This window comes from Bacillus sp. USDA818B3_A (assembly GCF_009928415.1).
Lineage (GTDB): Bacteria > Bacillota > Bacilli > Bacillales > Cytobacillaceae > Neobacillus.
Genome location: NZ_JAABNN010000017.1, coordinates 35512 through 59972 on the forward strand (window position 1 = coordinate 35512; position 24461 = coordinate 59972).

General features: G+C 39.6%; 20 protein-coding genes and 1 riboswitch. Of the genes, 17 read left to right on the plus strand and 3 right to left on the minus strand.

The genetic code is table 11. The features are described 5' to 3' along the window. Positions 1 to 372: 372 nt before the first annotated feature. From iolE to GXK58_RS20565, 6 genes are all read left to right on the plus strand, one after another. Positions 373 to 1263, plus strand: coding sequence for a myo-inosose-2 dehydratase (gene iolE / locus GXK58_RS20540; protein ID WP_160725114.1), 891 nt, complete (start codon positions 373 to 375; stop codon positions 1261 to 1263). 175 nt (positions 1264 to 1438) lie between these two features. Next, positions 1439 to 2950: an arabinosylfuranosidase ArfA gene (arfA, locus tag GXK58_RS20545; RefSeq protein WP_160725050.1), complete on the plus strand. Its 1512-nt coding sequence runs from the start codon at positions 1439 to 1441 to the stop codon at positions 2948 to 2950. A gap of 87 nt (positions 2951 to 3037) precedes the next feature. Next, positions 3038 to 3868: a 5-dehydro-4-deoxy-D-glucuronate isomerase gene (gene kduI / locus GXK58_RS20550; RefSeq protein ID WP_160725051.1), complete on the plus strand. Its 831-nt coding sequence runs from the start codon at positions 3038 to 3040 to the stop codon at positions 3866 to 3868. A 34-nt stretch (positions 3869 to 3902) separates the two neighbouring features. After that, complete coding sequence (locus GXK58_RS20555; RefSeq protein WP_160725052.1) at positions 3903 to 4736, plus strand: sugar phosphate isomerase/epimerase family protein; 834 nt, start codon at positions 3903 to 3905, stop codon at positions 4734 to 4736. A gap of 23 nt (positions 4737 to 4759) precedes the next feature. Beyond that, positions 4760 to 5515: a 2-dehydro-3-deoxy-D-gluconate 5-dehydrogenase KduD gene (gene kduD / locus GXK58_RS20560; RefSeq protein ID WP_160725053.1), complete on the plus strand. Its 756-nt coding sequence runs from the start codon at positions 4760 to 4762 to the stop codon at positions 5513 to 5515. A 131-nt stretch (positions 5516 to 5646) separates the two neighbouring features. Next, positions 5647 to 7431, plus strand: a complete 1785-nt coding sequence (locus tag GXK58_RS20565; protein ID WP_160725054.1) for an acid phosphatase — start codon at positions 5647 to 5649, stop codon at positions 7429 to 7431. A gap of 186 nt (positions 7432 to 7617) precedes the next feature. On the opposite strand, the gene GXK58_RS20570 is transcribed toward GXK58_RS20565, so the two are convergent. Continuing rightward, a complete protein-coding gene (locus GXK58_RS20570) occupies positions 7618 to 7761 on the minus strand; it encodes a hypothetical protein (protein WP_160725055.1) in 144 nt (47 codons plus the stop codon). Between the two features lie 36 nt (positions 7762 to 7797). Then, positions 7798 to 7881: riboswitch (cyclic di-GMP riboswitch) on the minus strand. 595 nt (positions 7882 to 8476) lie between these two features. Here GXK58_RS20570 and GXK58_RS20575 point away from each other — a divergent pair. Next, a complete protein-coding gene (locus GXK58_RS20575) occupies positions 8477 to 9694 on the plus strand; it encodes a hypothetical protein (protein WP_160725056.1) in 1218 nt (405 codons plus the stop codon). A gap of 247 nt (positions 9695 to 9941) precedes the next feature. Here GXK58_RS20575 and GXK58_RS20580 read toward each other — a convergent pair whose 3' ends face one another. Then, complete coding sequence (locus tag GXK58_RS20580) at positions 9942 to 10805, minus strand: ROK family protein (protein ID WP_160725057.1); 864 nt, start codon at positions 10803 to 10805, stop codon at positions 9942 to 9944. Positions 10806 to 11259: 454 nt separating this feature from the next. Between GXK58_RS20580 and GXK58_RS20585 the strand changes: the two genes are divergently transcribed. The 10 genes from GXK58_RS20585 (at position 11260) to GXK58_RS20630 (ending at position 22739) form a co-directional block, all read left to right on the plus strand. Then, positions 11260 to 11769 carry a DUF6241 domain-containing protein gene (locus GXK58_RS20585; RefSeq protein WP_160725058.1) on the plus strand — a complete coding sequence of 170 codons (510 nt, stop codon included), beginning with the start codon at positions 11260 to 11262 and terminating at the stop codon, positions 11767 to 11769. A 383-nt stretch (positions 11770 to 12152) separates the two neighbouring features. Further along, positions 12153 to 13157 carry a substrate-binding domain-containing protein gene (locus GXK58_RS20590; RefSeq protein ID WP_160725059.1) on the plus strand — a complete coding sequence of 335 codons (1005 nt, stop codon included), beginning with the start codon at positions 12153 to 12155 and terminating at the stop codon, positions 13155 to 13157. A gap of 19 nt (positions 13158 to 13176) precedes the next feature. Continuing rightward, positions 13177 to 14964: a cache domain-containing sensor histidine kinase gene (locus GXK58_RS20595; protein ID WP_337248203.1), complete on the plus strand. Its 1788-nt coding sequence runs from the start codon at positions 13177 to 13179 to the stop codon at positions 14962 to 14964. A 37-nt stretch (positions 14965 to 15001) separates the two neighbouring features. Then, on the plus strand, positions 15002 to 16231 hold the full coding sequence (locus GXK58_RS20600) for a response regulator transcription factor (RefSeq protein WP_160725060.1): 1230 nt from the start codon (positions 15002 to 15004) through the stop codon (positions 16229 to 16231). A 312-nt stretch (positions 16232 to 16543) separates the two neighbouring features. Then, the gene (locus tag GXK58_RS20605; protein ID WP_160725061.1) at positions 16544 to 17500 is read left to right on the plus strand and encodes a sugar ABC transporter substrate-binding protein; all 957 of its coding nucleotides are present in this window, start codon (positions 16544 to 16546) and stop codon (positions 17498 to 17500) included. A gap of 165 nt (positions 17501 to 17665) precedes the next feature. Next, positions 17666 to 19156, plus strand: a complete 1491-nt coding sequence (locus tag GXK58_RS20610) for a sugar ABC transporter ATP-binding protein (protein WP_160725062.1) — start codon at positions 17666 to 17668, stop codon at positions 19154 to 19156. Position 19157: 1 nt separating this feature from the next. Further along, positions 19158 to 20156 carry an ABC transporter permease gene (locus GXK58_RS20615; protein ID WP_160725063.1) on the plus strand — a complete coding sequence of 333 codons (999 nt, stop codon included), beginning with the start codon at positions 19158 to 19160 and terminating at the stop codon, positions 20154 to 20156. An 84-nt stretch (positions 20157 to 20240) separates the two neighbouring features. Further along, positions 20241 to 21257: a carbohydrate kinase family protein gene (locus GXK58_RS20620; RefSeq protein ID WP_160725064.1), complete on the plus strand. Its 1017-nt coding sequence runs from the start codon at positions 20241 to 20243 to the stop codon at positions 21255 to 21257. A 15-nt stretch (positions 21258 to 21272) separates the two neighbouring features. Beyond that, the gene (locus GXK58_RS20625; RefSeq protein ID WP_160725065.1) at positions 21273 to 22157 is read left to right on the plus strand and encodes a class II fructose-bisphosphate aldolase; all 885 of its coding nucleotides are present in this window, start codon (positions 21273 to 21275) and stop codon (positions 22155 to 22157) included. A 48-nt stretch (positions 22158 to 22205) separates the two neighbouring features. Then, on the plus strand, positions 22206 to 22739 hold the full coding sequence (locus tag GXK58_RS20630) for a D-lyxose/D-mannose family sugar isomerase (RefSeq protein ID WP_160725066.1): 534 nt from the start codon (positions 22206 to 22208) through the stop codon (positions 22737 to 22739). A gap of 351 nt (positions 22740 to 23090) precedes the next feature. Here GXK58_RS20630 and GXK58_RS20635 read toward each other — a convergent pair whose 3' ends face one another. Continuing rightward, the gene (locus GXK58_RS20635) at positions 23091 to 24047 is read right to left on the minus strand and encodes a hypothetical protein (RefSeq protein ID WP_160725067.1); all 957 of its coding nucleotides are present in this window, start codon (positions 24045 to 24047) and stop codon (positions 23091 to 23093) included. Positions 24048 to 24461 lie beyond the last annotated feature (414 nt).

Consider the following 24461-nt stretch of genomic DNA (forward strand, 5'->3'; position numbering starts at 1 on the left):
GAAAAATTGCGGTGGAATCATGGGGTTGGCGGAAATAATAGAGAAATCGGCGGAAATACGACGGAAGTAGGCGGAATTACCGTTAGATTCGGCGGAAAAAGCAGGAAAACCGGCGGGATTATTCAGAAAATCGGCGGAATTACGAGAAACCCCAGGATCAATGATTCTACTAAAAGGGAAAAATTGCGGTGGAATCATGGGGTTGGCGGAAATAATAGAGAAATCGGCGGAATTACGATAGAAGTAGGCGGAATTAACGTTAGATTCGGCGGGAAAAGCGGGAAAACAGGCGGGATTATTCAGAAAACCGGCGGAATTACGAGAAACCCCAGGATCAATGATTCTACTAAAAAGTACGGAGGGGGAAGTGAGATGTTTCAAGATGTGAAACTGGCAATTGCACCAATCGGTTGGACCAACGACGACATGCCAGAGTTAGGCGGGGAAATTACCTTCGAGCAATGTGTGAGTGAAATGGCACTTGCAGGATTTTCCGGCAGTGAGGTAGGGAATAAATACCCCCGGGACACGGAAGTTCTAAAAAAGGCCTTAGGATTGCGGGGGCTTGAAATTGCCAGTGCCTGGTTTAGTGCCTTTTTAACCTCGAAGCCATTTGAAGAGAACACCAAAGCATTTATCGAACATCGAGACTTTTTACATGAAATGGGTGCGAAGGTCATAGTGGTTTCTGAACAAGGCAACAGCATTCAAGGCCAGATGGAGACCCCACTATTTGATCAGAAACCTGTTTTTACTGAAGACGAGTGGAAGCGTTTAGTCGAAGGTCTGCACCTTCTTGGCGGCATTGCAGCCGAAAAAGGGATGAAAATTGTCTATCATCATCATATGGGAACAGGCATCCAAACCGCTGCGGAAATAGACCGGTTGATGGCAGAAACGGACCCAGATAAGGTCTCACTGCTTTATGATACAGGCCATCTTGTTTTTTCAGGAGAAAATCATTTGCAGGTACTGACGAAACATATGGACCGTATTGAACATGTGCATTTAAAGGACGTCCGTATAGATGTAGCTAACAAGGTCCGTGAAGGGAAGTGGAGTTTCCTCCAAGCAGTAAAACAAGGAGTGTTTACTGTTCCTGGCGATGGAGTGATTGACTTTAAGCCAGTTTTCGAAGCATTAGCTGCGGCTGGCTATAAAGGCTGGTTTGTGGTTGAAGCCGAACAGGATCCAGCCATCGCCAATCCTTTGGAGTATGCTTTAAAAGCGCGCAACTATATCCGTGAGCAAAGCGGGCTATAAAGGAGAACTAACATGCCATTGGTAGGTGTGAACATGGAATTGGGGCATACGATTGGAATTGATTTAGGCGGGACAAATGTTAGAGTGGCGCTAGTGGACTCGATTAATCTAGTGATTAACATGGCCATTTGATTTAAGAGATACTAACTGACAGATGATAAAAGGATGAGTAAATATGACCAATAATAAAGCAAAAATGATTTTGGAAAAAGATTTTAAAGTTTCTGAGATTGATAACCGTATTTATGGTTCTTTCATTGAGCATTTAGGCAGAGCTGTTTATGGCGGTATTTATGAGCCAGGACATCCTCAGGCTGATGAAAATGGCTTCCGCCAGGATGTTATGGAAATGGTTAAAGAACTTCAAGTCCCGTTAGTCCGTTATCCTGGTGGAAACTTTGTTTCCGGTTATAACTGGGAGGATGGGGTAGGCCCGGTGGAAAACCGTCCGCGCCGATTAGAATTGGCATGGCGTACAGTTGAAACCAATGAAATTGGAACGAATGAGTTTATGAAATGGGCTAATCTAGTAAATGCAGAGGTGAACATGGCTGTAAACCTTGGAACCCGCGGCATTGATGCGGCTAGAAATCTAGTCGAGTATTGTAATCATCCAGGCGGTTCATACTATAGTGATTTACGTATCTCTCATGGCGTAAAGGATCCTTATGGGATAAAAACTTGGTGTCTAGGCAACGAAATGGACGGCCCATGGCAAATTGGCCACAAGACCGCTGCTGAATATGGCCGGATTGCCCAAGAAGCGGCAAAAGTAATGAAATGGGTCGACCCAACGATTGAGCTAGTTGCCTGTGGAAGCTCAAGCCGCACGATGCCTACTTTTGCAGATTGGGAGGCCACTGTACTTGATCATACGTATGACCATGTTGAATATATCTCCCTTCATCAATATTATGGGAATCGCGACAATGATCTCTCTAACTATTTAGCTCTTTCCCTTGAAATGGATGATTTTATTCGTTCTGTCATTTCAATCGCTGACTATATTAAAGCGAAAAAGCGCGGCAAAAAGAATATTAATCTTGCATTTGATGAATGGAATGTTTGGTACCACAGTAATGAAGCAGATCAGAAGATTCAACCATGGAGTATTGCTCCTCCGCAGCTTGAAGATATTTATACTTTTGAAGATGCTTTATTAGTTGGTTGTATGCTGATTACCATGTTAAAGCATGCAGACCGATTAAAGATCGCTTGCCTTGCTCAATTAGTGAACGTCATTGCTCCGATTATGACTGATAATGGGGGGAAGGCGTGGAAACAAACCATTTTCTATCCATATATGCATGCTTCTGTTTATGGTAGAGGTGTGGCATTAAATCCTATTATTTCAAGCCCTAAATATGATAGCAAAGATTTCACCGATGTTCCGTACCTAGAATCCACTGCTGTTTATAACGAGGAGAATGAACAGTTGACGATCTTTGCCGTAAACCGCCATTTACAGGAAGGCTTGGAATTAGAAGTGGATATTCGTAACTTCGAAGGCTATGAAGTAATGGAACATATCGTTCTTGAAAATGATGACATAAAGCTTACCAACTCAGCAAATGGGACTCCTGTCGCGCCACATTCCAATGGGGATGCGAGGTCAGAAAATGGCCGAGTTTCAACCGTGCTTCCAAAGTTATCGTGGAATGTAATCCGACTGGCGAAGCGCAAGTAAAAAGTTGTCTCCCTATCCTTTCAAGCATTAGATTGGAATAGGGAGATATATTTTCTTCAATCTAGTTCAATAAAGGAGATTATGAAAATGGAAACACGTTATGCAAACCATCCTGAGGAAATTAAAAGATATACAACAGACGAATTGAGATCACACTTTTTGGTGGAAACACTTTTTGAAGCTGATCAAGTGCATTTAACTTATACACATGTTGACCGAATGATCTTTGGCGGGGTCACTCCTGCTAAACAAGAATTAACGATTAAACTGGATAAAGAGTTAGGGGTTAATTATTTCTTGGAACGGCGTGAGATGGGGATTATTAACATCGGCGGAGAAGGGGTTGTCACCCTTGACGGTGTGGATTATGATATGGTCCGCTATGACGGCCTATATGTGGGGAAAGGAACGGAGGAAGTGTTATTCCGTTCAAAGGACGCTGCTAATCCAGCAAAATTTTATATTAACTCAACTCCTGCCCATCATAAATATCCAACGGTGAAAATTGATATAAACGAAATTAAACCGCTTGAAGCAGGGGCAAATGGGACATTAAATGAACGTAAAATCCATCAATATATCCATCCGAATGTCTGTGAAAGCTGCCAGCTCCAAATGGGTTTGACGATGCTGTCTCCTGGCAGTGTTTGGAATACCATGCCTTGCCATACTCATGAACGCAGGATGGAAGTATATTTATATTTTGATATGGAACCAGACACACGTGTTTTCCACTTTATGGGCAAACCTGAGGAAACAAGACATTTAGTGCTTAAAAATGAACAAGCTGCCATTTCGCCGAGCTGGTCGATTCATACGGGTACCGCAACAAGTAACTACACGTTTATTTGGGGGATGTGCGGTGAAAACATCACGTATGACGACATGGATCATGTGAAGATGGAAGATTTAAAATAATAGATTTCTTAATTGGAAAGAGGTGATAGACATAATGAATCTAGGTGTAAGAGGCCATGACTTTGAGAAACGCCCGTTAAATGAGTTAACAAGAGTAATGGCTGATAAAGGGTTAAACTGTGTTCAGCTAGTCTTAAAAAAATCTCTTGATGTAAATTCAGATTTGGGAAGTTTAAGTCCAGGCTATGCCCAGCATATCCGAAAGGCATTTTCTTCAGAAAATATCGAAATTGCCGTGCTTGGCTGCTATTTTAATATGATTCATCCCGATCCAATGGAAAGAAGATATGGAATCGAGCGATTCAAGGAGCATATAAGGTATGCCAGAGATTTTGGCTGCAGTATTGTTGCTAGCGAAACGGGCAATGTAAATGCTGAGATTATTTATACAGAAGAAAATTTCAGAGAAGAACCATTCCAAGAGGTAGTAACAACTGTACGCGAATTAGTTGAAGAGGCTGAAAAATTTGGAGTTATTGTAGGAGTAGAGGCCGGGGTGAACCATCCAATCTATTCCCCAAAGACATTGAGAAGGCTGTTAGACAGTGTTCCTTCCAATAATCTTCAAGTCGTTTTGGATCCAGTCAATTTTTTAACAATCGATAACTATCAAGATCAAGAAAATGTTTTTCTAGAGGCACTGGAGCTATTGGGGGACAGAATTGCTGTCTTGCATGCAAAGGATTTTATCGTAGAGGGCGGCAGGCTGGTAACGACAGCTGTTGGTAAAGGTCTATTAAACTATGATTTCATATTCCCTTTAATTAAAGCTAAGAAGCCATTTATTCAAATTATAATGGAAGAGACAGAAGAGCCGTTTATTGAAGATAGTTTAATGTATTTACGAAAAAAATATGAACAGGCATGAATAGGATAGGAGTTGGGGCAAATATGCAATCATTATTTACATTGAAAGGAAAAGTAGCGCTTGTTACGGGAGCCAGCCGGGGCTTGGGGCAGGGAATTGCCGTTGGGCTTGCGGAGGCAGGCGCATCTGTTATTGGGGCAGGAATGAGTGATATGACGGAAACCCGTAATCAAATAGAGGCTGTTGGTGGAGTTTTTCATGAAATAAAGGCCGATTTGTCTAAGCAAGGTGCTGCTTCCCAACTCACAGTGGATGCCCTTTCCGTTTTGGGGCAAATTGATATTTTAGTAAACAATGCTGGAATTATCCGCCGTGCTGAAGCGGTAAATACTCAGGATGAAGACTGGTATGATGTCATCAATGTCAACCAGCATGCAGTTTTTCAACTATGCCGGGAAATCGGGAAGCATATGATTGAAAAAGGTTCTGGGAAAATCATCAATATTGCCTCGATGCTATCGTTCCAAGGTGGATTGCGTGTTCCTGCCTATACGGCAAGTAAACATGCTGTTGCTGGTTTAACGAAATCATTTGCCAATGAGTGGGCAGGTAAAGGGGTAAATGTAAATGCAATCGCACCTGGTTATTTTGAAACCGATAATACCGCGCCAATTCGGGGAAATGCTGATCGCCATGCTTCCATTACCGCTAGGATCCCTCAAGGGCGCTGGGGCAGACCGGAGGATTTAAAAGGCGCTGTGGTGTTTCTTGCTTCGGAAGCGTCAAACTATGTAAATGGCCATATTTTATGCGTGGATGGCGGATGGATGAGCTCCTGACACTAAAAAAGGGAGTTGGTCCCTTTTTTTAGCTATTCTTAGATTGAAAATTCCGTTAAATAGATTCATTTGTTAGGTAAGCCTTTTTTTAAAGTAATAAAAAAACTAGTTTAATAGGGGAGAGGACCAAAGTGAAAAAAATAACGAAACATCTTTCCATTGCCGCATTGTCTCTGCCGTTACTTCTAACTTCCTTTAATGGAAGCAAAGTGAGTGCGTCTGCAAATCTTCCAACGAACGTAAATCCTGCGGAACAGCCAGCTTGGGGGTATTTTGTAGATACATACAAAAATAACAATACCGCCAATATGACGGTGAATTCAAACCCGACCATTGGGGTGCTTTCTGAATTTAATAAGTTATGGGCTCCCGGTCCTACTTGGGATACTGGGACCAAACTTAACAGCGCTGTACTGGATGCCAACATTCAAAAGGTACTGGACATTACAAGCAGCCGTACTTCCAACCAAGAGGAAGCCGCCTATTTCGATGAGCGCAGGGGCCAAAGCTACAGCGTCATCGATGGGCTTGGTTCGCTAACTGATGTTTATCGTGAAAACGCCGGGGCGACAACCACCATCAGCAGTGTACCGACAGATGCTGAGACTGTAAAATATAATGATGGCGGGACCGATGCAGGACTAACTGATTCTAATCTTGGCAACATCGTAAATTTGGTTAAGACTTTGCGAGGCAACTTTTCATCCACAACACCGGCTAAGAATTACTATAGTTATATGCGCCCGTTTCGCTGGGCCAGCCCTGACATTGTCGTTCCGTCCATTCGTTCTTCTATAGACCCGGATCCAAGCAAAAATGGCGGCTTCCCGAGCGGCCATACTAACGCGGCTTATCTTGCTTCTCTTGCGATGGCCTATGCCGTTCCGGAACGCTATCAGGAAATGCTTACTCGTGCTTCGGAGCTTGGTAACAACCGGATTGTTGCCGGTATGCACTCTACCCTTGACGTCATTGGCGGACGTGTGATGGCGACCGCACTGGCAGCGTCGATTCTGTCCGATCCGGCCAATGAGGGCCTGAAAAAGGCGGCTTATGACGAAGCTCAAACAAAATTGTTAACCCAAACGGGTACAGCGGTAGATCGCTTTGCAGATTACGACAAGAACAAAAAAGATTTTACACAACGATTAACCTATGGATTTGACCAGATTAACTCAACTGCCAAACCAATGGTTGTTCCTAAGGGAGCAGAAGTCTTGCTGGAAACACGCCTTCCGTATCTTGACAGCACTCAGCGCCGCTGGGTTTTAGCCACGACTGGCCTTCCTTCCGGCTATCCTGTACTTGACGATCCTGAGGGATGGGGACGGTTAAATCTATTCGCAGCAGCAGATGGCTATGGTGCTTTCGCCCAAGACGTAACGGTGGCGATGGATGCTTCGAAAGGTGGTTACAATGCATTTGACCGCTGGCGCAACGATATCTCCGGTACAGGAAAGCTGAATAAAGAGGGGACAGGTACGTTAGTACTGCAAGGCCAGAATACTTACACTGGTGGTACAGTGATCGACCAAGGTACACTAGAAGGTGATTCTGAGACGGCTTTTGGCAGCGGGGATGTTGTGAATAACGGAGGCACACTCGAAGAAAATGTTTCCGGAAAATTAGTCATAGGCGGAAATTACACACAATCTAGCGAGGGAACGCTTAAGCTTACTCTTGATCATCCAAATAATGTGGTTGATATTGAAGGAAAAGCCAGCATTAACGGCACATTACTCTTGGATTTTTCAGATAACATTGTACTTGATAAAGAAATAACGCTCATAAGCTATAATAAGAATCAACATAGAGGAAAATTTACTTCCGTTGAGACAGTAGGTTTACCAAGCCAGTATAAAGTCAAAGTTATCTATAAATCAGATGAAATCCTGTTAAAAGTCATTAAAAAATAGTTAGTTCAAAAAACCCCATTCCAGTCACCTTGACCGGAATGGGGTTTTTGCGTGTAATGCGATATGAAGTTACCATAATGACAAACGGTAACCAATTATTTTTTAATAGTGACTATTAAAATCCCCCATAGAATAGCTGAAAACAATGTCCCCCAAAAGCATCCTTCGGCAAAGGAACCTTTTTTATCATTTGGCTGCATTAATTTCATCGTTCCCTATCTTTGCCTGTAATCTTTTGCTCTCGTACCATTCCACAATCTTTCGTTCTTTAGCGGTTAAATAACAGGATTTAATACTAAGTGCATTTTTTCTCATGTTACTTTTATTCATTTTTTCCTCCTAAGTGATCGTACGGAGGTCAATTGTTTCGGTAACTGGCTAGCATAGTCAATGACCTTAGCCCCTATAGTTTTGCGTAACCATCTTTCAATGGTGCTGCCCTTTCGTACGATTGATGATATGAATAGTATAAAATAGTCCAATTAGGATGGGAAGGAATCTGTCTCTATTTATCGATTTCTGTCGAATAGTCCTAGAAGTAATTAGTAAAGGGTAAGAATCCATAGTAGATTGGAACTTACCCTTAGATTTTTTTATACATACATAGCCCTATATAACAAAGTGAATCCATAGTTTCAGCCAACCGTAAAACGCAATCCATAAATGGAACACTAAGAGATCTCCCCCAAAATAATACTACTGCTTGTCCATAACCAGCCACTCCTATTCCAGTTATAGATTGCCTTTATGTTTTTTATTGTTTAATTAACTATATTGAGATCGCTTTTAAAATTATAGGTCAGTTGACTAAATTATTAAATGCTTTACGTCAGTACTTAAGGCTTTATATCTAATTGATATCATTCTAAAAAACAAAAAAAGGAATGTTTTGGGGGTGTTTTAAATATAAGGAAATTTTAGTAAAATGTTTGAGTACTAGGAGGTAGTTAATAGATGAACTAGAAAATCTGTTTCTAAAATGGCAAAAGAGAACGGAATTTACCTTTATCGGACACGCATGTATAAATTTATATGGGGGGATAACATGTTAAAACAGATTAATGAAAGCCTTACGCTAGAAGGGATAAATGGAAATCTAATATTCACTCAAAATTTTAAAAATATAGAGAAGGTATTATCTACTTTTAAGGATTCTAACAAAATCTATATTTTTACATATAGTATGACAGATGAGATGTTAAGTTATCTTAAACAGATACCTTCAACGGCCGAGGTTCATTTAGTTGTTAATAATTTAACCTTGAATCTAGAATTATTGAAGAAAATTTTACCTGAAGAATTTAAATTCCAAATGACCTTATATCTTTGTCCAATAAACCATTCTAAAATAATAGCAACAGATAAGCTTTGCTATATTGGATCTGCAAACTTTGGATCATATTTTAAATTTGAAGCAGGGATAGTATTAGAAACAAATTCACTATTGTCTGAAAAATTATATAGTTATCTAGACAACTTAATGAAGTATTCCACATATATTAAGGGACCTAAACTAGTTTTAGAATATGAAACTGTTATGAAACCAATTATTAATGATGAAATGTTAGAAGAAGAGGTTACGAAGAGAGTCTGGGGCAATATTGAAAATTCCATACACGAGATTAAAGAGAGTATTGATGAATTAGAGAATTTACTGGATAAAGAAAATTCACTATTATATTTTATTAATTATATTAGGGATGTAGTTGCAAATATCGTAGAATATGATGAAAGAACATGGGAAATTGATTCTGATATTTCTAGTGGTTTAGAAAGATTACTTGAACTGGAGATTAATAGAAGAGATTTACTTATCGATGATGTGGAAGAACTTGAGGATCGTATATCAGATAAGGAAGAGCAAATCAAAGTACTTGAAGGTTACGACTTGGATGAGGAGGATCCTAACTACATTTTTTCTAAAAATGAAGAAGAAGTTGCTAAATTTGATTTGAAAATTTTAGAGGCAAAACTAGACATTATTCAAGAAGAACTCAGTGAAAAATTTGCGGGGCTAAATGAAGAGTCAGTAAGTCTTCTTGAAAAACTTGTACAATTGTTGGAGGATTTTAATGATCAGGATAGAGAACGTATTCGCAGTTCATTAAACAACGCAGTAGTAGAAGATGATGTTGAAGTATGGTTAATGGTTCAAGAATATAATTTACTTGAATTGGGGAAATTTGTCTCAGAAACAGAAATGAATCTATTTAGGGAACGTTTAAGTAAACAAAGTGGGTTCTTAAAAAGTAAATATAAATAATTATATAAATAGACTGTTTTAAGGTATAGCTGAAGGGCAAAAAGTTATTAGTACATCCTGTTTAAAAGATGATATGGAGAGTGCCATTGGCTGTTTGTTATGATTAAGCGGTTATAACAGTTGAACAATTGGTTGAAAGTACGGGGACGTTCATGTACCTCTTTTTATTTGCGATCTTCTGATGGGTCAAATTTTAAGAGTCATATCCCCATAAATATCTAAAGGGGAAATGACTCTTAAAATTAGGTTAATTAGAGCTGACTTCTTTTGCAAGGAGTAGACATCCCGTTATACCAGCATTATCTTCAAGTTCTGGCGGGACAATATACTCATCAAGATTTGGAGTCTGTACATAGTCGTTTAAAAGGCGCTTGAATTCAGCACGGATAAGTGGGAACAATTGTCTTTGTTTCATTACACCCCCGCCTAAAATGATTTTCTCAGGGCGAAGAATAAGCGTATAACTTATTAGTGCCTGAGCGATATAATAGGCCTCTAATTTCCAAACATGGTCATCGTGTTCTAACTCATGTCCTTTCTTGCTATATCGCCCCTCAATCGCTGGTCCAGCGGCTAACCCTTCTAAACAAGTCTTGTGGAACGGACAATTTCCCTCGTATGAATCTTCTTGGTGTTTCCTTATTAAGACATGCCCCATCTCAGGATGGGAAAATCCTTCTAAAATCTTTCCATTTATGACGGCTCCGCCACCGATACCTGTTCCAATTGTCAGGTATAGGCAGCTGTTCGCACCTTTGGCGCTTCCTTTTTTATATTCTCCATACGCTGCTGCATTGACATCGGTTGTAAAGGCTACTGGTTTTTGGTATTTTTCCTCCAGTGCGCCAACCAAATTAAAATGTCCCCAGCCCATCTTTGGGGTGGTGGTGATGTAACCATAGGTGCCGGATTCCTTGTTGACATCAATAGGCCCAAATGAACCAATCCCAATGGAGATTAAGTTGTATTTATTAAAAAATTGATATACGTGTTGCATCGTTTCATTTGGTAAAGTGGTTGGAATACTGATACGGTCAACAATGTCAAAGTTTTCATCACTTACCGCACAAACAAATTTTGTTCCTCCTGCTTCTATAGCTCCGTAGTACATTTCGTTCCTCCTCTATTAAAATTAACACCACAAGCGGTCATTTCTATCACATCTTGATGCCCGTAATCTGACTCCCTAATTATTGTGCTCTGTGTCCACTACTAATTCTATTATAAAGCCTTTACACTTAGTCGGGTCAACAGTCAGTTGAAAATAACCTGTTCTGTTTCCATCTATCTCGATTTTCCTGCCATCTAGTTGAATGTTTTCATGCAGCACTATTGGTTGAAATAGCGATTCTACGTCGATCGCAGTTTGTTGAACTAAATCTTCATTTTAATTCTTAGTTCCATAGGGATACTCATGATTCCATTAAAACCATATTTTTGGGCGGAAAGGTATGATGCCCAGTCAGGGAAAAACAGAATATCCCCCGTGTATTGAAACTAATTGTTTTGAAATCCGTATTTATAAGAATTAAAATAGTTATAAGTATAAAAAGGGCGGTTGGGTTATGGAGAAATTCTTAAAAGGACTTTTGATTGGTCTTTCGGGGGTTGCTGTGTTGGGGGCCATTATTGTCGGTGTCCTAATCTATCAAGTGACAAACAATGAGAGTGAAAAAACAGTAGCCGGTGCGGAGTCTTCGCTCGGTACAAAAGCAGAAAACGATGCCAAATTAGAAAAAACTATCACTGAAGGAAGTTATATTCCTACCGAACGTGAATTCCAATGGATTGTTCATCGTATGACACACCAAAAAGTTGCTGCAGATGAAAAGGACGGAGCGACGGAAATGACTCCCGAAAGAATTGACCAATTACTTAAAACATTAGTTGAAACTGATTATGTCTACAAGGACGTTTATCTAGGAATCTTGAATGAGTGGGATAAAGGATATTTTGAAAACGCGGTCGACGCACACAATGAAATTCTTTCCCTTCAAGACGGTACCATCGGAGTTGCGACACGGCTGTTGACACCCGAGGAAGAACAAGAATTCATCGATCAAAACTTTCGATAAGAATCGGGCGGAAAGGTTTGGTGAAATGTAAAAGAGTAAGGACCCTACTTAGTGGGTCCTTACTCTTTTATTTGTAGTAAACAATCGAAGATGAACAAATAGACCGGCAGGAAAAAGGTGCTGGAAATATGACTATGTCATTGGTTCGTTATTAAAAGATTGTTTGATAATATTAATCATGAATTATTAATGCGAGCTGTTCAAAAGCACACAAAAGAGTCATGGATAAGGATGTATAACGAAAGATGGCTCAAAGCACTTGCGAAAAGAGAACCCAGCATGTTTCCACACTGGGTTCTTGGAATGGTTCCTTAATGGCTGGATATATTCTGATTGTTTTTTTATAATAGATTCATATTTCAAATTATTGAGAGGGGTTTCAAGTGAAAAAGCTTTTATCTGTATACGCTTTATTAATCATTGCCTTTCTAATATATTTAATAGATTTTCAAACCCGTGAGGCAACCGCAAGTATTGATGGTAAATCAAAAGGTCTGCAGGGGGACATGGATGAGAAATATGTCATGGTTACTTTCCAAGCAGGGGCCGATTATTGGAAAAATATTTTAAAAGGATTTGAGGATGCGTCACAGGCATATAATGTCTCCGTGGAATATCGTGGTGCAGCCCAATATGATGTGAAAGAGCAAATCACGGTTCTTGAGCAGGTCATTGCGAGAAAGCCATCAGGAATAGCGATTTCCGCCATTCATCCGGATGCACTCGATGTAACCATCTATAAAGCCATAGATGCAGGTATTCCTGTTGTACTATTTGATTCGGATGCTCCCAAAAGTAATGCTTATTCCTATATAGGGACCGATAATTATAATGCGGGCGTTAAAGCGGCCCATGAAATGGCGGATATGCTTGATTATACAGGAAAGGTAGCTGTCATCACGTTATCTAATCAGCAAAATCAAATCGACCGATTGTCGGGGTTCCAAGAGACACTTGAAAAGCAATATCCTGATATTAAAATGGTGGCTGTTAAAGATGGAAAAGGGAATCAGCTGGTTTCTAAGCGTGTTGCAATTGATATTTTAAAACAGCATCCGGATTTAAAAGGGATTTTTGTAACGGAGGCAAATGGCGGCGTTGGGGTAGGAGAAGCTGCTATTCTCCAAAGAAAAGTTGGCCAAGTAAAAATTATTGGTTTTGATACAGATAAACAAATGCTTGACATGGTGAAAGACGGTACGATATCGGCTACCCTAGCACAGGGAACTTGGAACATGGGCTATTGGTCTCTGCAATATTTGTTCCATGTCAGACATGACCTGATTGAACTTCCAAATGATCCGTATACGAACGATATTCTACCGAAAATGGATACGGGCATAACAGTCGTGACCAAAAAAAATGTAGACAACTATTATGCAAAATAGGCAGCATTGGAATTGAGTGATGATGTTGAAAAAAATGACCTCATTAGAAATAAATGATTTACCCATTCGTTATAAAATCATAGCTTTATTGCTCATCATCAGCATCCTGCCCTCCATCGGTTTTAGCTCGATGATCAGTATGGCTGTAGATAAAATTATTGAAAAGCAGGCAACCAAACATACACTGCAACTAATCGGCCAGGCGAACCAATCATTGGAATCGTACGTGGAAAATATGCAGGATACCTCCTATCTTGTCTCATTCAATGCGGATATCATCCGATTTCTCCAGGATGGAAAAGCGGCAAATGAAAATGATCAGTACGAAATGCAGCAATTTTTGCAAGGGTTTACAACAGTTAATCCTGAAATCGCGGGAATCCTTGTGATAAATGATAAAGGTAAATATCTCAGTAATGAGATGTATACTCGTAATATTAAATCTCTAATAAAGGAAAATTGGTATCGGGAAGCGATTGAGAATAATGGTATTTTTAAGATTATCGGCCATCCGGCAGATAGAAGTGTCAGAACCCATGTAAATTATAAGAATAGTGAAATTGTATCGGGGGCTAGGGCAATCCTGGATCCCGAATCGCAGACGGTGGTTGGAGTCATCTTAATAGATTTAAAATCGCGGGTGATATCAAAAGTCATCGAAGATGTAAAATTAGGGAAAACAGGTTATCTAATGGTCATCGATGATGAGGGGGAAGTCATTTATTCCCCACAAGGCTCTTTGGTCGACAAAATACAGCTTAGCTGGTTAAAAAAGGGATCGTCAGGCACATTTTCGAAAAAGATAAACGGGAAAAACATGCAATTCATCTATAGAAAGTCTCCATTTTCGAATTGGACGACCATCGGGGTATTCCCGACAAATGAGTCGGTAATGGAAGTACATAAGATTAACTTTTACGTGATTAGCTTTTTATTTATCGTTTTTGCATTTGGAATTGGTGCATCTTATTACATATCTTTTTCAATGTCAAAGCCGATTAATCAATTAAATGCTTTTATGAATCAAGTTGAGTCAGGTGATTTATCCATTCGCTATAAAGGCGATCGGGCAGATGAAATTGGGAAGCTGGGGCGCAGTTTTAACACGATGTTGGAGCAGATCAACAAGCTGATTTCACTCATCGAAATTCAGGGGAGGCAAAAGCAGGAAGCAGAATTACGGGCATTGCAATCCCATATCAAGCCGCACTTTTTATACAATACGCTTGACACCATTAATTGGATGGCCCGGAGAAAAGGGGCGTTGGATGTGGCCGAAGTCGTGGACTCCCTATCACAGCTTTTCCGGATTGGTCTAAGTAAAGGCAACGACTTGATCCCATTGGCGAATGAAATAGAGCATATTGAAAGTTATTTGAAAATCCAAAAGGCCAGATATAAAGAAAAGTTAAATTATAGTATTTCCATAGACCCGAAACTTGCCAATATATCAGTTATAAAAATTGTATTGCAGCCAATCGTTGAAAATGCCATCTATCATGGAATTAAAGAGAGGAGGGGGCCGGGGCATATTTCCATTAGCGGGGAAGAACATGAGGGGAATTTAGCCCTTTCTGTAATGGATGATGGAGTGGGAATCGAAGGGGAAAGATTAGCTGCATTACGTGAAAGTCTGGCCTTTAACTTTGATAGTTTGGAAGAAACGAAGAAGATGACTACGATTGGCTATGGTGTTATGAATGTTCAAGCCAGGATAAAGCTGACGCATGGGGATCCATATGGTTTATACATTGATAGTGTAAAAGGAAAAGGAACAACCGTGAAAATTCTTCTTCCATTGAATTGATATATATATAAATCCTATACGTAATGGGGGGTTATGCTTGAAGCAGCTATTAAAGGTATTAATTGCAGATGACGAGCCAAATATTCGAGAAGGGATCCGGTATTCCATCGACTGGAATTATATTGGGATGGAAGTGGCAGCTGAAGCGGAAGATGGTGAAGAAGCATTAGAATTGGCGCTGAAATATGAAGTAGATATTCTTTTGGCGGACTTAAACATGCCAATTATGAATGGACTGACGTTGATTAAAAATATCCGGGACAGCCTTCCTAAATGTAAGGTTGTGGTCATTTCAGGCTATGATGAGTTCAGTTATGCCCAGGAAGCTCTACGGTTACAGGTGGAGGATTATATTTTAAAGCCAATCAAACCGGATAGTTTAACGGAGGTCCTTAAAAAAGTGGCGAGTAATCTACAGACGATGAGGGCCCAAAGGAAGTATTTAGAAATAGCCTCGAGCCACATTTCGGAGAATACATCGTTCATTCAAGAACAATTTTGTCGGAATTGGGTGGACGGAAATCTGGCAGCCGATGAAATTAAGGAGCAGCTTCAGTTTTGGGGGCTCCCGGTGGAAGTGCCTGATTTAATGGCCGTCGTTCGCAGTAAGGAATTGGAGATGAATCAACCCTTTATACAAGGGGCGGATAAGGAATTGTTTTTATTCGGGATGAAAAACGTTATTTTAGAAGTGTTGGAAAAACAGCAAAAGCTGGTTTTTACTGACCCATCCGATCTGCTTTTCATCCTATTGTGGGGACAAGTTCAAGAAGAATCATTTTCAGAGATAGAAACGAGTATCGAGTCCTATTTACAGGTGTCCCCGACTCTTTATTCAGAATCCATCTCAGGAGATTTTGCTGTGGTTCCTTCCGTTTACGAGAATTGTAAAACGAAGGTTCATGAGGGGTCACACATTTCTCCTATGGTAAGACGGGCAAAAAATTATATATGCCAGCAATATACGAATCCTGAGCTGACCCTGGAATCCATTGCCCAGCAATTACAAGTTTCATCTGTCTATTTAAGCCGGATGATTAAACAAGGATTGGGAACTTCCTTTACAGGTTTGGTTACCGAAATGAGAATAAAAAAAGCGATCAAGCTGCTGAATTCTACCAATTTGCAGGTATATGAAATAGCTGAACAAGTCGGGTATGAATCTCAGCATTATTTTAGCACTGCTTTTAAGAAGGTTGTTGGTGTTTCTCCCAATCAATATCGAAAAGGTGCTGCACTGCCGTCAATGCTGAATACTAACAGCTAAAAAAGTTGTCAGTTCCAGAAGCGGAAATAAACAGCCCCATTTAACAGAGCCAAAACAATGAATAAAAAGTGTACTGCAAAAGTTCGATAAACATAAAAAGGGTGAGCACCTGCCAGCAGCAGTGTGCCGCCCTTTTTATGTTTATATTTTTATAAAGAAAACGTAAGCGCTTAATAAAAGTTAAATTTTTATAAAAATTGTTAATTAATCGAAAAGACGTGTTCGGCTGCCCTTGTTATGATGTTTTTAAGAGAAAGGGCTTACATCCTGTCTCAGAAAAATTTATTTACATAGTAAAGAGGGGGCATACCAATGAAAAAATTAGTTTCCATTTTCTTAGTTGCATTGCTGGCTTTTGGGTTAGTTGCATGTAACAAAAGCGATCAATCTAGTGGATCTGCTGGAAAGTCTAAAGAACATTACGTTTTTGGTTACACATCTATGACACAGAACAATCCGTTCTTCCAAGTGCTTGAAAAGTCCATCCGCGAAAAGGTAGAGGCGAATGGCGACAAGCTAATTACCACCAATCCAGCAATGAACGTGGAACTTCAAATTAATCAAATTGAAGACATGATTGCTCAGGGAATTGATGGGATCTTCTTAAATCCTGTGGATTGGGAAGGTATTAGACCTGCATTAGTGATGCTCGAAGAAGCCAATATTCCGATTATCAACTATGATACAGAAGTTAAGGACTTTAAATATGTTACCGCTTACGTTGGTTCTGATAACAAAAATGCAGGTAGAGTAGACGGAGAAGATCTTGTAAAAAGGTTTCCAAATGGCGGAAAGATTGCGGTCCTTGACAGTCCTACAATGAATTCTATCAATGATAGAATTGCAGGGTTTATGGAAGCCATTAAAGGGAAAAATTTTGAAATTGTAGCACAGCAAGATGCTAAAGGAGATTTACAAACAGCTCTAGGTATCACCGAAGATATCCTACAAGCTCATCCTGATATTGTTGCAATCATGGGCGGAAATGATCCAACCGCGTTAGGTGCTTTAGCAGCAGCAAAAGCCGCGAATAAATCCGATATTGCCATTTATGGGGTAGATGGTTCTCCTGATGCCAAAGCAGCAATTAAAGAAGGCGGACCACTTGTTGGAACAGGTGCACAATCACCAATTTCAATCGGAAAAGAATCAGTTGATGTAGCATACAAAGTGCTAAAAGGTAAAAAGTTTGAGAAGAGAAATCCAGTAGAAACATTCTTAATCAACAAAGATAATGTCGATAAATACGGTATAGATGGATGGCAGTAAGCAGCAGTAAATAATGATTTAGATGAATGGGTGACTAAGAAAACTTAAGTGCCGGCCTTCTTCATACAAGTATATTGAATACAAGCTGAAATAGCTTTATTTTGTACTAGTTTGACTAGGATTGAGCGTATGGGTCACCCCTTCTAATTTAACGAGGTGGAAAATATGGGCGCTAAACTGTTGGAAATGAAAGGTGTAACAAAGCGGTTTCCTGGGGTTTATGCTTTAAAGGGCGCAAACTTCGACCTGGAATTGGGCGAAGTTCATGCACTTCTTGGGGAAAATGGTGCAGGTAAATCAACGCTAATGAAAATATTGAATGGCATCTATAGCATTGACGAAGGCCAAATCTTTATAAATGGGGATGAAGTTCAGATTAGTGGTGTAAAAGATGCCCAAAAATATGGCATAAGCATTATTCACCAAGAAATCAGCTTAGTCCCTTATTTATCGATAGCTGAAAATATCTACTTAGGTCGTGAACCGCTAACAAAAACGGGGTTTATCGATCAGAAGACCATGTATGAGAATGCTCAAAAATTTTTAGACGATTTTGACTTGGGATTATCTGCAGATACAGCGGTGAATAAATTAAATGTGGCTCAACAGCAAATGATTGAAATCATAAAAGCGGTATCCTTTAATTCAAAAATCATTGTAATGGATGAACCAACCTCATCATTGACGGAAAAAGAGGTGGAATTCTTATTTAAAACGATTAGAAATTTAAAAGAGCAAGGCGTTGGAATGGTCTATATTTCTCATAGAATGAATGAATTATTTGAGATCACTGATAGAATCACTGTCATGCGTGATGGTACTTATATAGGCACAGTTATAACAAAAGATACAACAAATGATAAATTAATCGCTATGATGGTAGGCCGGGAACTGACCAATTACTACGTCAGGGACTTTTCAGCATCAAGTGAATGTGTCTTAAAAGTTAATAACTTAACGAAAAAGGGCGTTGTAGAAAATGCCAGTTTTGAACTCAGGAAAGGTGAAATCCTAGGTTTTTCCGGATTAGTAGGCGCCGGCAGATCAGAACTTATGAAATGCATATTCGGCTTGGATCCTTTCGAACAGGGCGAAATATTTGTAAAAGGAAATAAAGTAACAATTAAAAATCCAAATGATGCCATAAAGAACAGAATTGCGTATGTAACGGAAAACCGTAAAGAAGAAGGGTTATTCCTAACGCAGTCAGTTCAATACAATTTAACCATCAAGATACTGGATGAATTCATGAAATTCTTCAAGGTTAATTCTAATTATGAAAGCAATGAAACAAATAACTATATAAGGGACTTAAAGATTAAGACGCCAAGCCCGGACCAGGAAGTAAAGAATCTAAGCGGTGGAAATCAGCAAAAGGTTTTAATTTCGAGATGGCTGGCCACTAAACCGCAAGTTTTAATTCTGGACGAACCTACTAGAGGTGTCGATGTAGGGGCAAAAGCGGAGATCTATTCTATCATGAACCAGTTAGTCAAAGAGGGCGTTTCTATTATCATGATTTCCTCTGAACTGCCTGAAGTGATTAATATGAGTGATCGAGTTGCCGTCATGTGCAAAGGCAAAATCCAAACGATATTGAATAAAGATCGTTTTAACCAAGAAACCATTATGCATTACGCGACTGGGGGTAATTGACATGTCTCAAGTGTCTATCAATGTTAATAAGAAAGCCCACTCCGCTCCAAATGTCGGGGGTGGGATCATAAACTTTTTTCGAAATAATATGGGAATCATCATAGGTTTACTAGTCTTATGCATCGTCATATCGATGGTCAATCCCAACTTTCTAAATTCTAATAACCTCCTTAATGTATTAAGACAAACATCTACTAATCTATATTTGGCTTTAGCCATGACCATGATCATTATCATAGGCGGTATTGACCTTTCGGTAGGATCCATCATGGCGGTAGTAGGAGTGGTAACAACTGGACTGATTGCCTTATTAGGAGCACCGGTTATTGTCGCAGTGGCTGTGGGTCTATTAGTGGGAATGTTAATTGGTGCTGTGAATGGTTATGTTTCAGCTACCACTGTCATCCCTCCGTTCATTGTCACCCTTGCAACCATGAATATCGCGAGGGGAGCCGCATATGTAATCACTGATGGAAAACCAATCAGGGTCATGTCAGAATCGTTTAACTCCATTGGTTCCGGTTATATTGGCGGAGTATTACCTATGCCGGTATTATATTTAATTATTCTATTAGTCGTATGTTATCTAATCATGAATAAAACCAAGCTTGGCCGCTATATGTATGCAGTCGGCGGAAATGCAGAAGCGGCTAAATTTGCCGGTATTAATATCAAAAAAGTAAAGTTCTTTGCGTATACATTCAGTGGTTTAATGGCTGCTGTAGCGGGGATTGTTCTGGCTTCCCGTATGTTCTCAGGGCAGCCTACATCAGGAACTGGAGCAGAACTTGACGCGATTGCCGCAGTTGTTCTAGGTGGAACGAGTATGACAGGCGGCTACGGCAGGATTGGCGGCACTGTAATCGGTGCTCTCATTATTGGTGTACTAAGCAATGGATTAAACCTGATGGGAGTAAGTTCGTTTTGGCAATATATTGTTAAAGGGATTGTCATATTAGTGGCTGTTTATGCGGATGTCATTAAAAAAAGAAGAGCATAGTCTATCATTCTATAGCCTATGGATGAAACGAAGTTATCAATGGGCAAATGATTTTAGGGCTATGATCACTAAGAGGGTGATCAATTGAATGAGGGAATTGCATTTGCAGGAACAATTGCTGTAGATGAAATTAAGAAAATTGAAAGTTATCCCAATAAATCTGAATTGACAACGATCAGAAGCATTTCAAGGTCAAATGGAGGGGCAGTCTCCAACTGTGCGATTACGTTGGCAAAAATGGATCACAGCCTGCCGATTGAGATCATCGCACTTCTTGGAGACGATGATAAGGGTCATTTTCTAAAAGACAAACTAGGAAACTATAAAAACATCGATATGAGCCATGTGAAGGTGATTGGAGATACTCCCTTTACAGATGTGATTCAAGATGAGAATGACCATACCAGGACCTTTTTTACCTACCGAGGGAATTCAAGTTTATTTGATGAGAAGATGATCGAGTTGGAAATGCTGAACTCGAAGATTCTCCATATAGCCTACATTCTTTTATTAGAATCATTAGATCAAGAGGATCTTGAGTTTGGGACAAAGATGGCAAAGGTCTTGAAACAAGCACAAGATCTGGGCATTAAAACGTCGATTGATATTGTCAGTGAAAATAGTAACCGGTATGAAACACTTGTCCCGCCAGCTTTAAAGTATACAAATTACTGTGTAATCAATGAACTCGAAGCAGGCAAAAGTGTGGGTATCAGTTTACGAGATTCATCGGGTGCATTAATCATTAAAAATATAAAAAAGACTCTTTTTAAATTGATGGAACTAGGAGTCAAAGACTGGGTTGTCATTCATACTCCGGAAGGCAGCTTTGGATATGACGGGTCCATTACCTATAGTATCCCTTCCCTGTTGCTGGACCGGCACTGGATCAAAGGAACAGTGGGTGCAGGGGATGCTTATGTGACTGGAGTATTATACGGAGCATTAAAAGGGTTGGACCTCCCTGATTCTATGAAATTAGGCACCGCGGCTGCAGCCTCTTCCTTATCTGAGGAGGACAGTACGTCCGGAGTTAGAAGCTACGAACAGCTTGTCAACATGTATAAGGAATTTCCGAAAAGAGAACTTAGAGAACTTTAAGGAGGGATTTTAATTATGCTCGTTACATTAAAAGAAGTTCTAGCAAATGCGGAAGAAGGTAATTATGCGGTTGGTGCGTTTAACTGCCCGACGTTGGAATCTGCAAGGGCTGTCATTGAAGCGGCAGAAGAATTACAGGTTCCGATTATCATGTCACATGCTGAGGTGCATTTTGAAATTACCCCGCTCGAAATCATGGGTCCGATTCTCGTGGAATTTGCCAAAAAAGCAAGTGTTCCGGTAGTCGTACACCTTGATCATGGCTCAAATTTCGAAAATGTCAAAAAAGCGATCGACATCGGTTTTAGCTCCGTGATGATTGATGCTTCACATATGAGTTATGAGGAGAATATCAGAACGGTGGACGAAGTCGTTAAATATGCACATGAACATAACGTCTCAGTCGAAGCGGAGCTTGGAATGATGACTTCATCCGGTATTGGCGGTGAAGAAACCCAAGGGGAAGAGCATCTTAGTGAAGGTGACTCAGTGGATTATTATACAGACCCGCAAGTGGCAAAAGATTTTGTTGAGAGAACAGAAATTGATGCATTGGCTGCCTCCTTTGGAACCGTTCATGGAATGTATATCAAGGAGCCAAATCTTGATGTAGAACGACTAAAATTGATTTCAGAGAATATTAAAAGACCAGTTGTGATGCATGGCGGTTCCGGATTAAGCGAAGAAGACTATACAGCCGTCATTCATTCCGGTGTAAGAAAGATTAACTACTATAGTTATGCTGCAAACGCAGGTGCACTAGCTGTAAAAGACTATATCGATCATCACAAAAATCTTTTCTATCATGACTTTACGGTCGCTGCCAAAGAGGCTATCAAAAAAGATGTAAAAAGAGCTATGGGGATATTTTCAAATAGGAGTCAGTTTGTAGGAAATTAGAGTGTTATCAGTTTTGATAATGATCATCCGTCCAAGGAGGAATGAAGCATGAATCTACAAGAACTTGAAAGAGTAAAAGACAAGTCTTTAGAATTGTTCGACAAAGCCAATATCATTTTGACAGAAGAAGAGAAGAATGGCTTAGAGGTAGCTGACTTTGGATTAAATAAAATTGAGGATACAGGATTACAGTTGATTACATATGTTAATACCGATCTGGTTTGCGCGAAAGAACTGGCCTTGCTGCCATATCAAACTTGTCCTGAACACAAGCATCCTAAAAGGGATTTTGATGAAGGAAAAGAAGAGACGTTTAGATGTCGATATGGAACAGTATATCTATATGTAGAAGGGGAAGAAGCAAAAAATCGTACAATGAATCCTCCGCAAGGGGATGAGGAGTACTATACCGTATTCAATGAAATCATTTTACAGCCAGGAGAGCAATATACGATTTATCCTAATACACTTCATTGGTTTAAAGCAGGAAGCGAAGGGGCGGTAGTGTCTGAATTCTCGACAAGAAGTACAGATGAAAGTGATGTATTTACAGACCCGAGAATAAAAAGAATACCAGAATGATAAAACAGCAAACTAAAAGCCGCTTCCAATTAGCGGCTTTTGTACGTCTTCTATTTAGCTCCATATTTTAATAATGAAGTAACGATTTTATCTCTGACCAAGTATTTGCAATATCCAGAGTGGAATTGCCTTCACTATTACTATTCACTATTCACTATAAAGCTCAGCACCGGCCTTTAACATATAGGTAACAAAAAGTGGCATTTGAAATCGTTACATACATCAACGCATTTTGCCCGGAGCTATCCTTCAAGTCAGGATTTGCATTATATTTAAAAATAACACCTTAACACTCTTTCCAATTTCTTAAAAACCCACTCTTTTCTGTTTCTTTTTTGTTTACTATGTAAACTATTTAGATTTATCCCGGGAAAAAGTCTTGGTTCCTTCAAAAATACTCCAATTATCGCCTAAGGATTCTGTAATGGTAATGGATACAATGACTAAATTATTGGCTAGTTTAATGGTTCCTCTACCTTTAGAGAACCAGCCATCATCATCAAAAGTAAAAGTTGCTGTACCATCTTTTGAGAACTTTGCTGTAAACTCAATGTCGGCTATTCTATTTGCAGGTGGGGAAGAAACGGACTGGATTGCAACGGCAGCTGTATATGAGTTCTTAAACGTTATGGATAAACCGTTACCACCCTCTGAATAAAAGTTCGCATCTCCCCAATTGCCACCGTATGCTTTTAATCTATTTTCTTCAGCTAACTTCCTTGCAGCTTCAGCAGCCTTTTTTTCCTCTTCAAGCTTTTGTTGGGCAATGGCAAGCTCCTTTGCTTTTTCTGCCTCCGCTTGTAGAAGTTTTATCTCATTTTCTAAATTTGTTATGGCCCCATTTGTGGAATTAGTTAACTTCGCATTTTGAAGGATGACAAGGGCATCATCATACTTCTTTTGTTCTATTAGTGCTTTTCCATTAGTAATGATATCTTTTAAACCAATTGTTTGTTGAATGGTATCCTCTAAATCTGTTTGAATCTTATTCACATGGACAGTAACCTTCTTACTAATTTGACTATGATCTAATACTTTTTTTACTAGGAACAATGCTGCTTCCGATTCACCTTTGGCTACTGCATCGTTTATATCTATCATATTTTTAGAGATTTCTAGGAGCTCCTTTGTTTCTATATCTTGCGGCTCCAGTTCATTTGCTTTACTTAAATCAGCTAGTGCAACTTCATATTTTTGGTTCTCTAATGCTGTTTTACCGGATTCCAGTTTTCCGGTAAATTCCTTAGACGTACAGGATACTAGGATTAGAATACTTAAACATAGAATCGGTAATAGTTTTTTATTCAATTTATATACCCCCTTAGAGTTTATACCTTATTCCTTTATACCTGATTTTGCTAAATATGGATAGGGAGTAGTAGGCAAAACAACCTATTTAAATGATAATTATTGGATACAAAGTAATCTTACAAGGTAACAAAATAAAATTAGGAAGGGGTATATTATGCGAATGGAATTGAATTGATATATTTAGAGGTTCGGAGAGGGCCATGCACGGGGTATGGTTCTCATGCTTCCGAAGCATGAGAGCCTTCCCTGTGCTTACTGTGTATCCTTACATAAGATCGATTACTTTTTACTGGTACATAAATTCTTTTAACAAATGAATAAATTTCATATCCTAATTTTAGGGTTCTATCGTAGACAGCTAATGACATTCTTTTTAGAGCTTTGGAAGTCAAAAATCAGGATTATAGCGTG

Bases quoted from the DNA above. Each gene is read 5' to 3' on its own strand.
- iolE (WP_160725114.1), top strand. From the start codon at position 373: ATGTTTCAAGATGTGAAACTGGCAATTGCACCAATCGGTTGGACCAAC.
- arfA (WP_160725050.1), top strand. From the start codon at position 1,439: ATGACCAATAATAAAGCAAAAATGATTTTGGAAAAAGATTTTAAAGTT.
- kduI (WP_160725051.1), top strand. From the start codon at position 3,038: ATGGAAACACGTTATGCAAACCATCCTGAGGAAATTAAAAGATATACA.
- GXK58_RS20555 (WP_160725052.1), top strand. From the start codon at position 3,903: ATGAATCTAGGTGTAAGAGGCCATGACTTTGAGAAACGCCCGTTAAAT.
- kduD (WP_160725053.1), top strand. From the start codon at position 4,760: ATGCAATCATTATTTACATTGAAAGGAAAAGTAGCGCTTGTTACGGGA.
- GXK58_RS20570 (WP_160725055.1), bottom strand. From the start codon at position 7,761: ATGAATAAAAGTAACATGAGAAAAAATGCACTTAGTATTAAATCCTGT.
- GXK58_RS20575 (WP_160725056.1), top strand. From the start codon at position 8,477: ATGTTAAAACAGATTAATGAAAGCCTTACGCTAGAAGGGATAAATGGA.
- GXK58_RS20580 (WP_160725057.1), bottom strand. From the start codon at position 10,805: ATGTACTACGGAGCTATAGAAGCAGGAGGAACAAAATTTGTTTGTGCG.
- GXK58_RS20585 (WP_160725058.1), top strand. From the start codon at position 11,260: ATGGAGAAATTCTTAAAAGGACTTTTGATTGGTCTTTCGGGGGTTGCT.
- GXK58_RS20595 (WP_337248203.1), top strand. From the start codon at position 13,177: ATGATGTTGAAAAAAATGACCTCATTAGAAATAAATGATTTACCCATT.
- GXK58_RS20605 (WP_160725061.1), top strand. From the start codon at position 16,544: ATGAAAAAATTAGTTTCCATTTTCTTAGTTGCATTGCTGGCTTTTGGG.
- GXK58_RS20610 (WP_160725062.1), top strand. From the start codon at position 17,666: ATGGGCGCTAAACTGTTGGAAATGAAAGGTGTAACAAAGCGGTTTCCT.
- GXK58_RS20615 (WP_160725063.1), top strand. From the start codon at position 19,158: ATGTCTCAAGTGTCTATCAATGTTAATAAGAAAGCCCACTCCGCTCCA.
- GXK58_RS20625 (WP_160725065.1), top strand. From the start codon at position 21,273: ATGCTCGTTACATTAAAAGAAGTTCTAGCAAATGCGGAAGAAGGTAAT.
- GXK58_RS20630 (WP_160725066.1), top strand. From the start codon at position 22,206: ATGAATCTACAAGAACTTGAAAGAGTAAAAGACAAGTCTTTAGAATTG.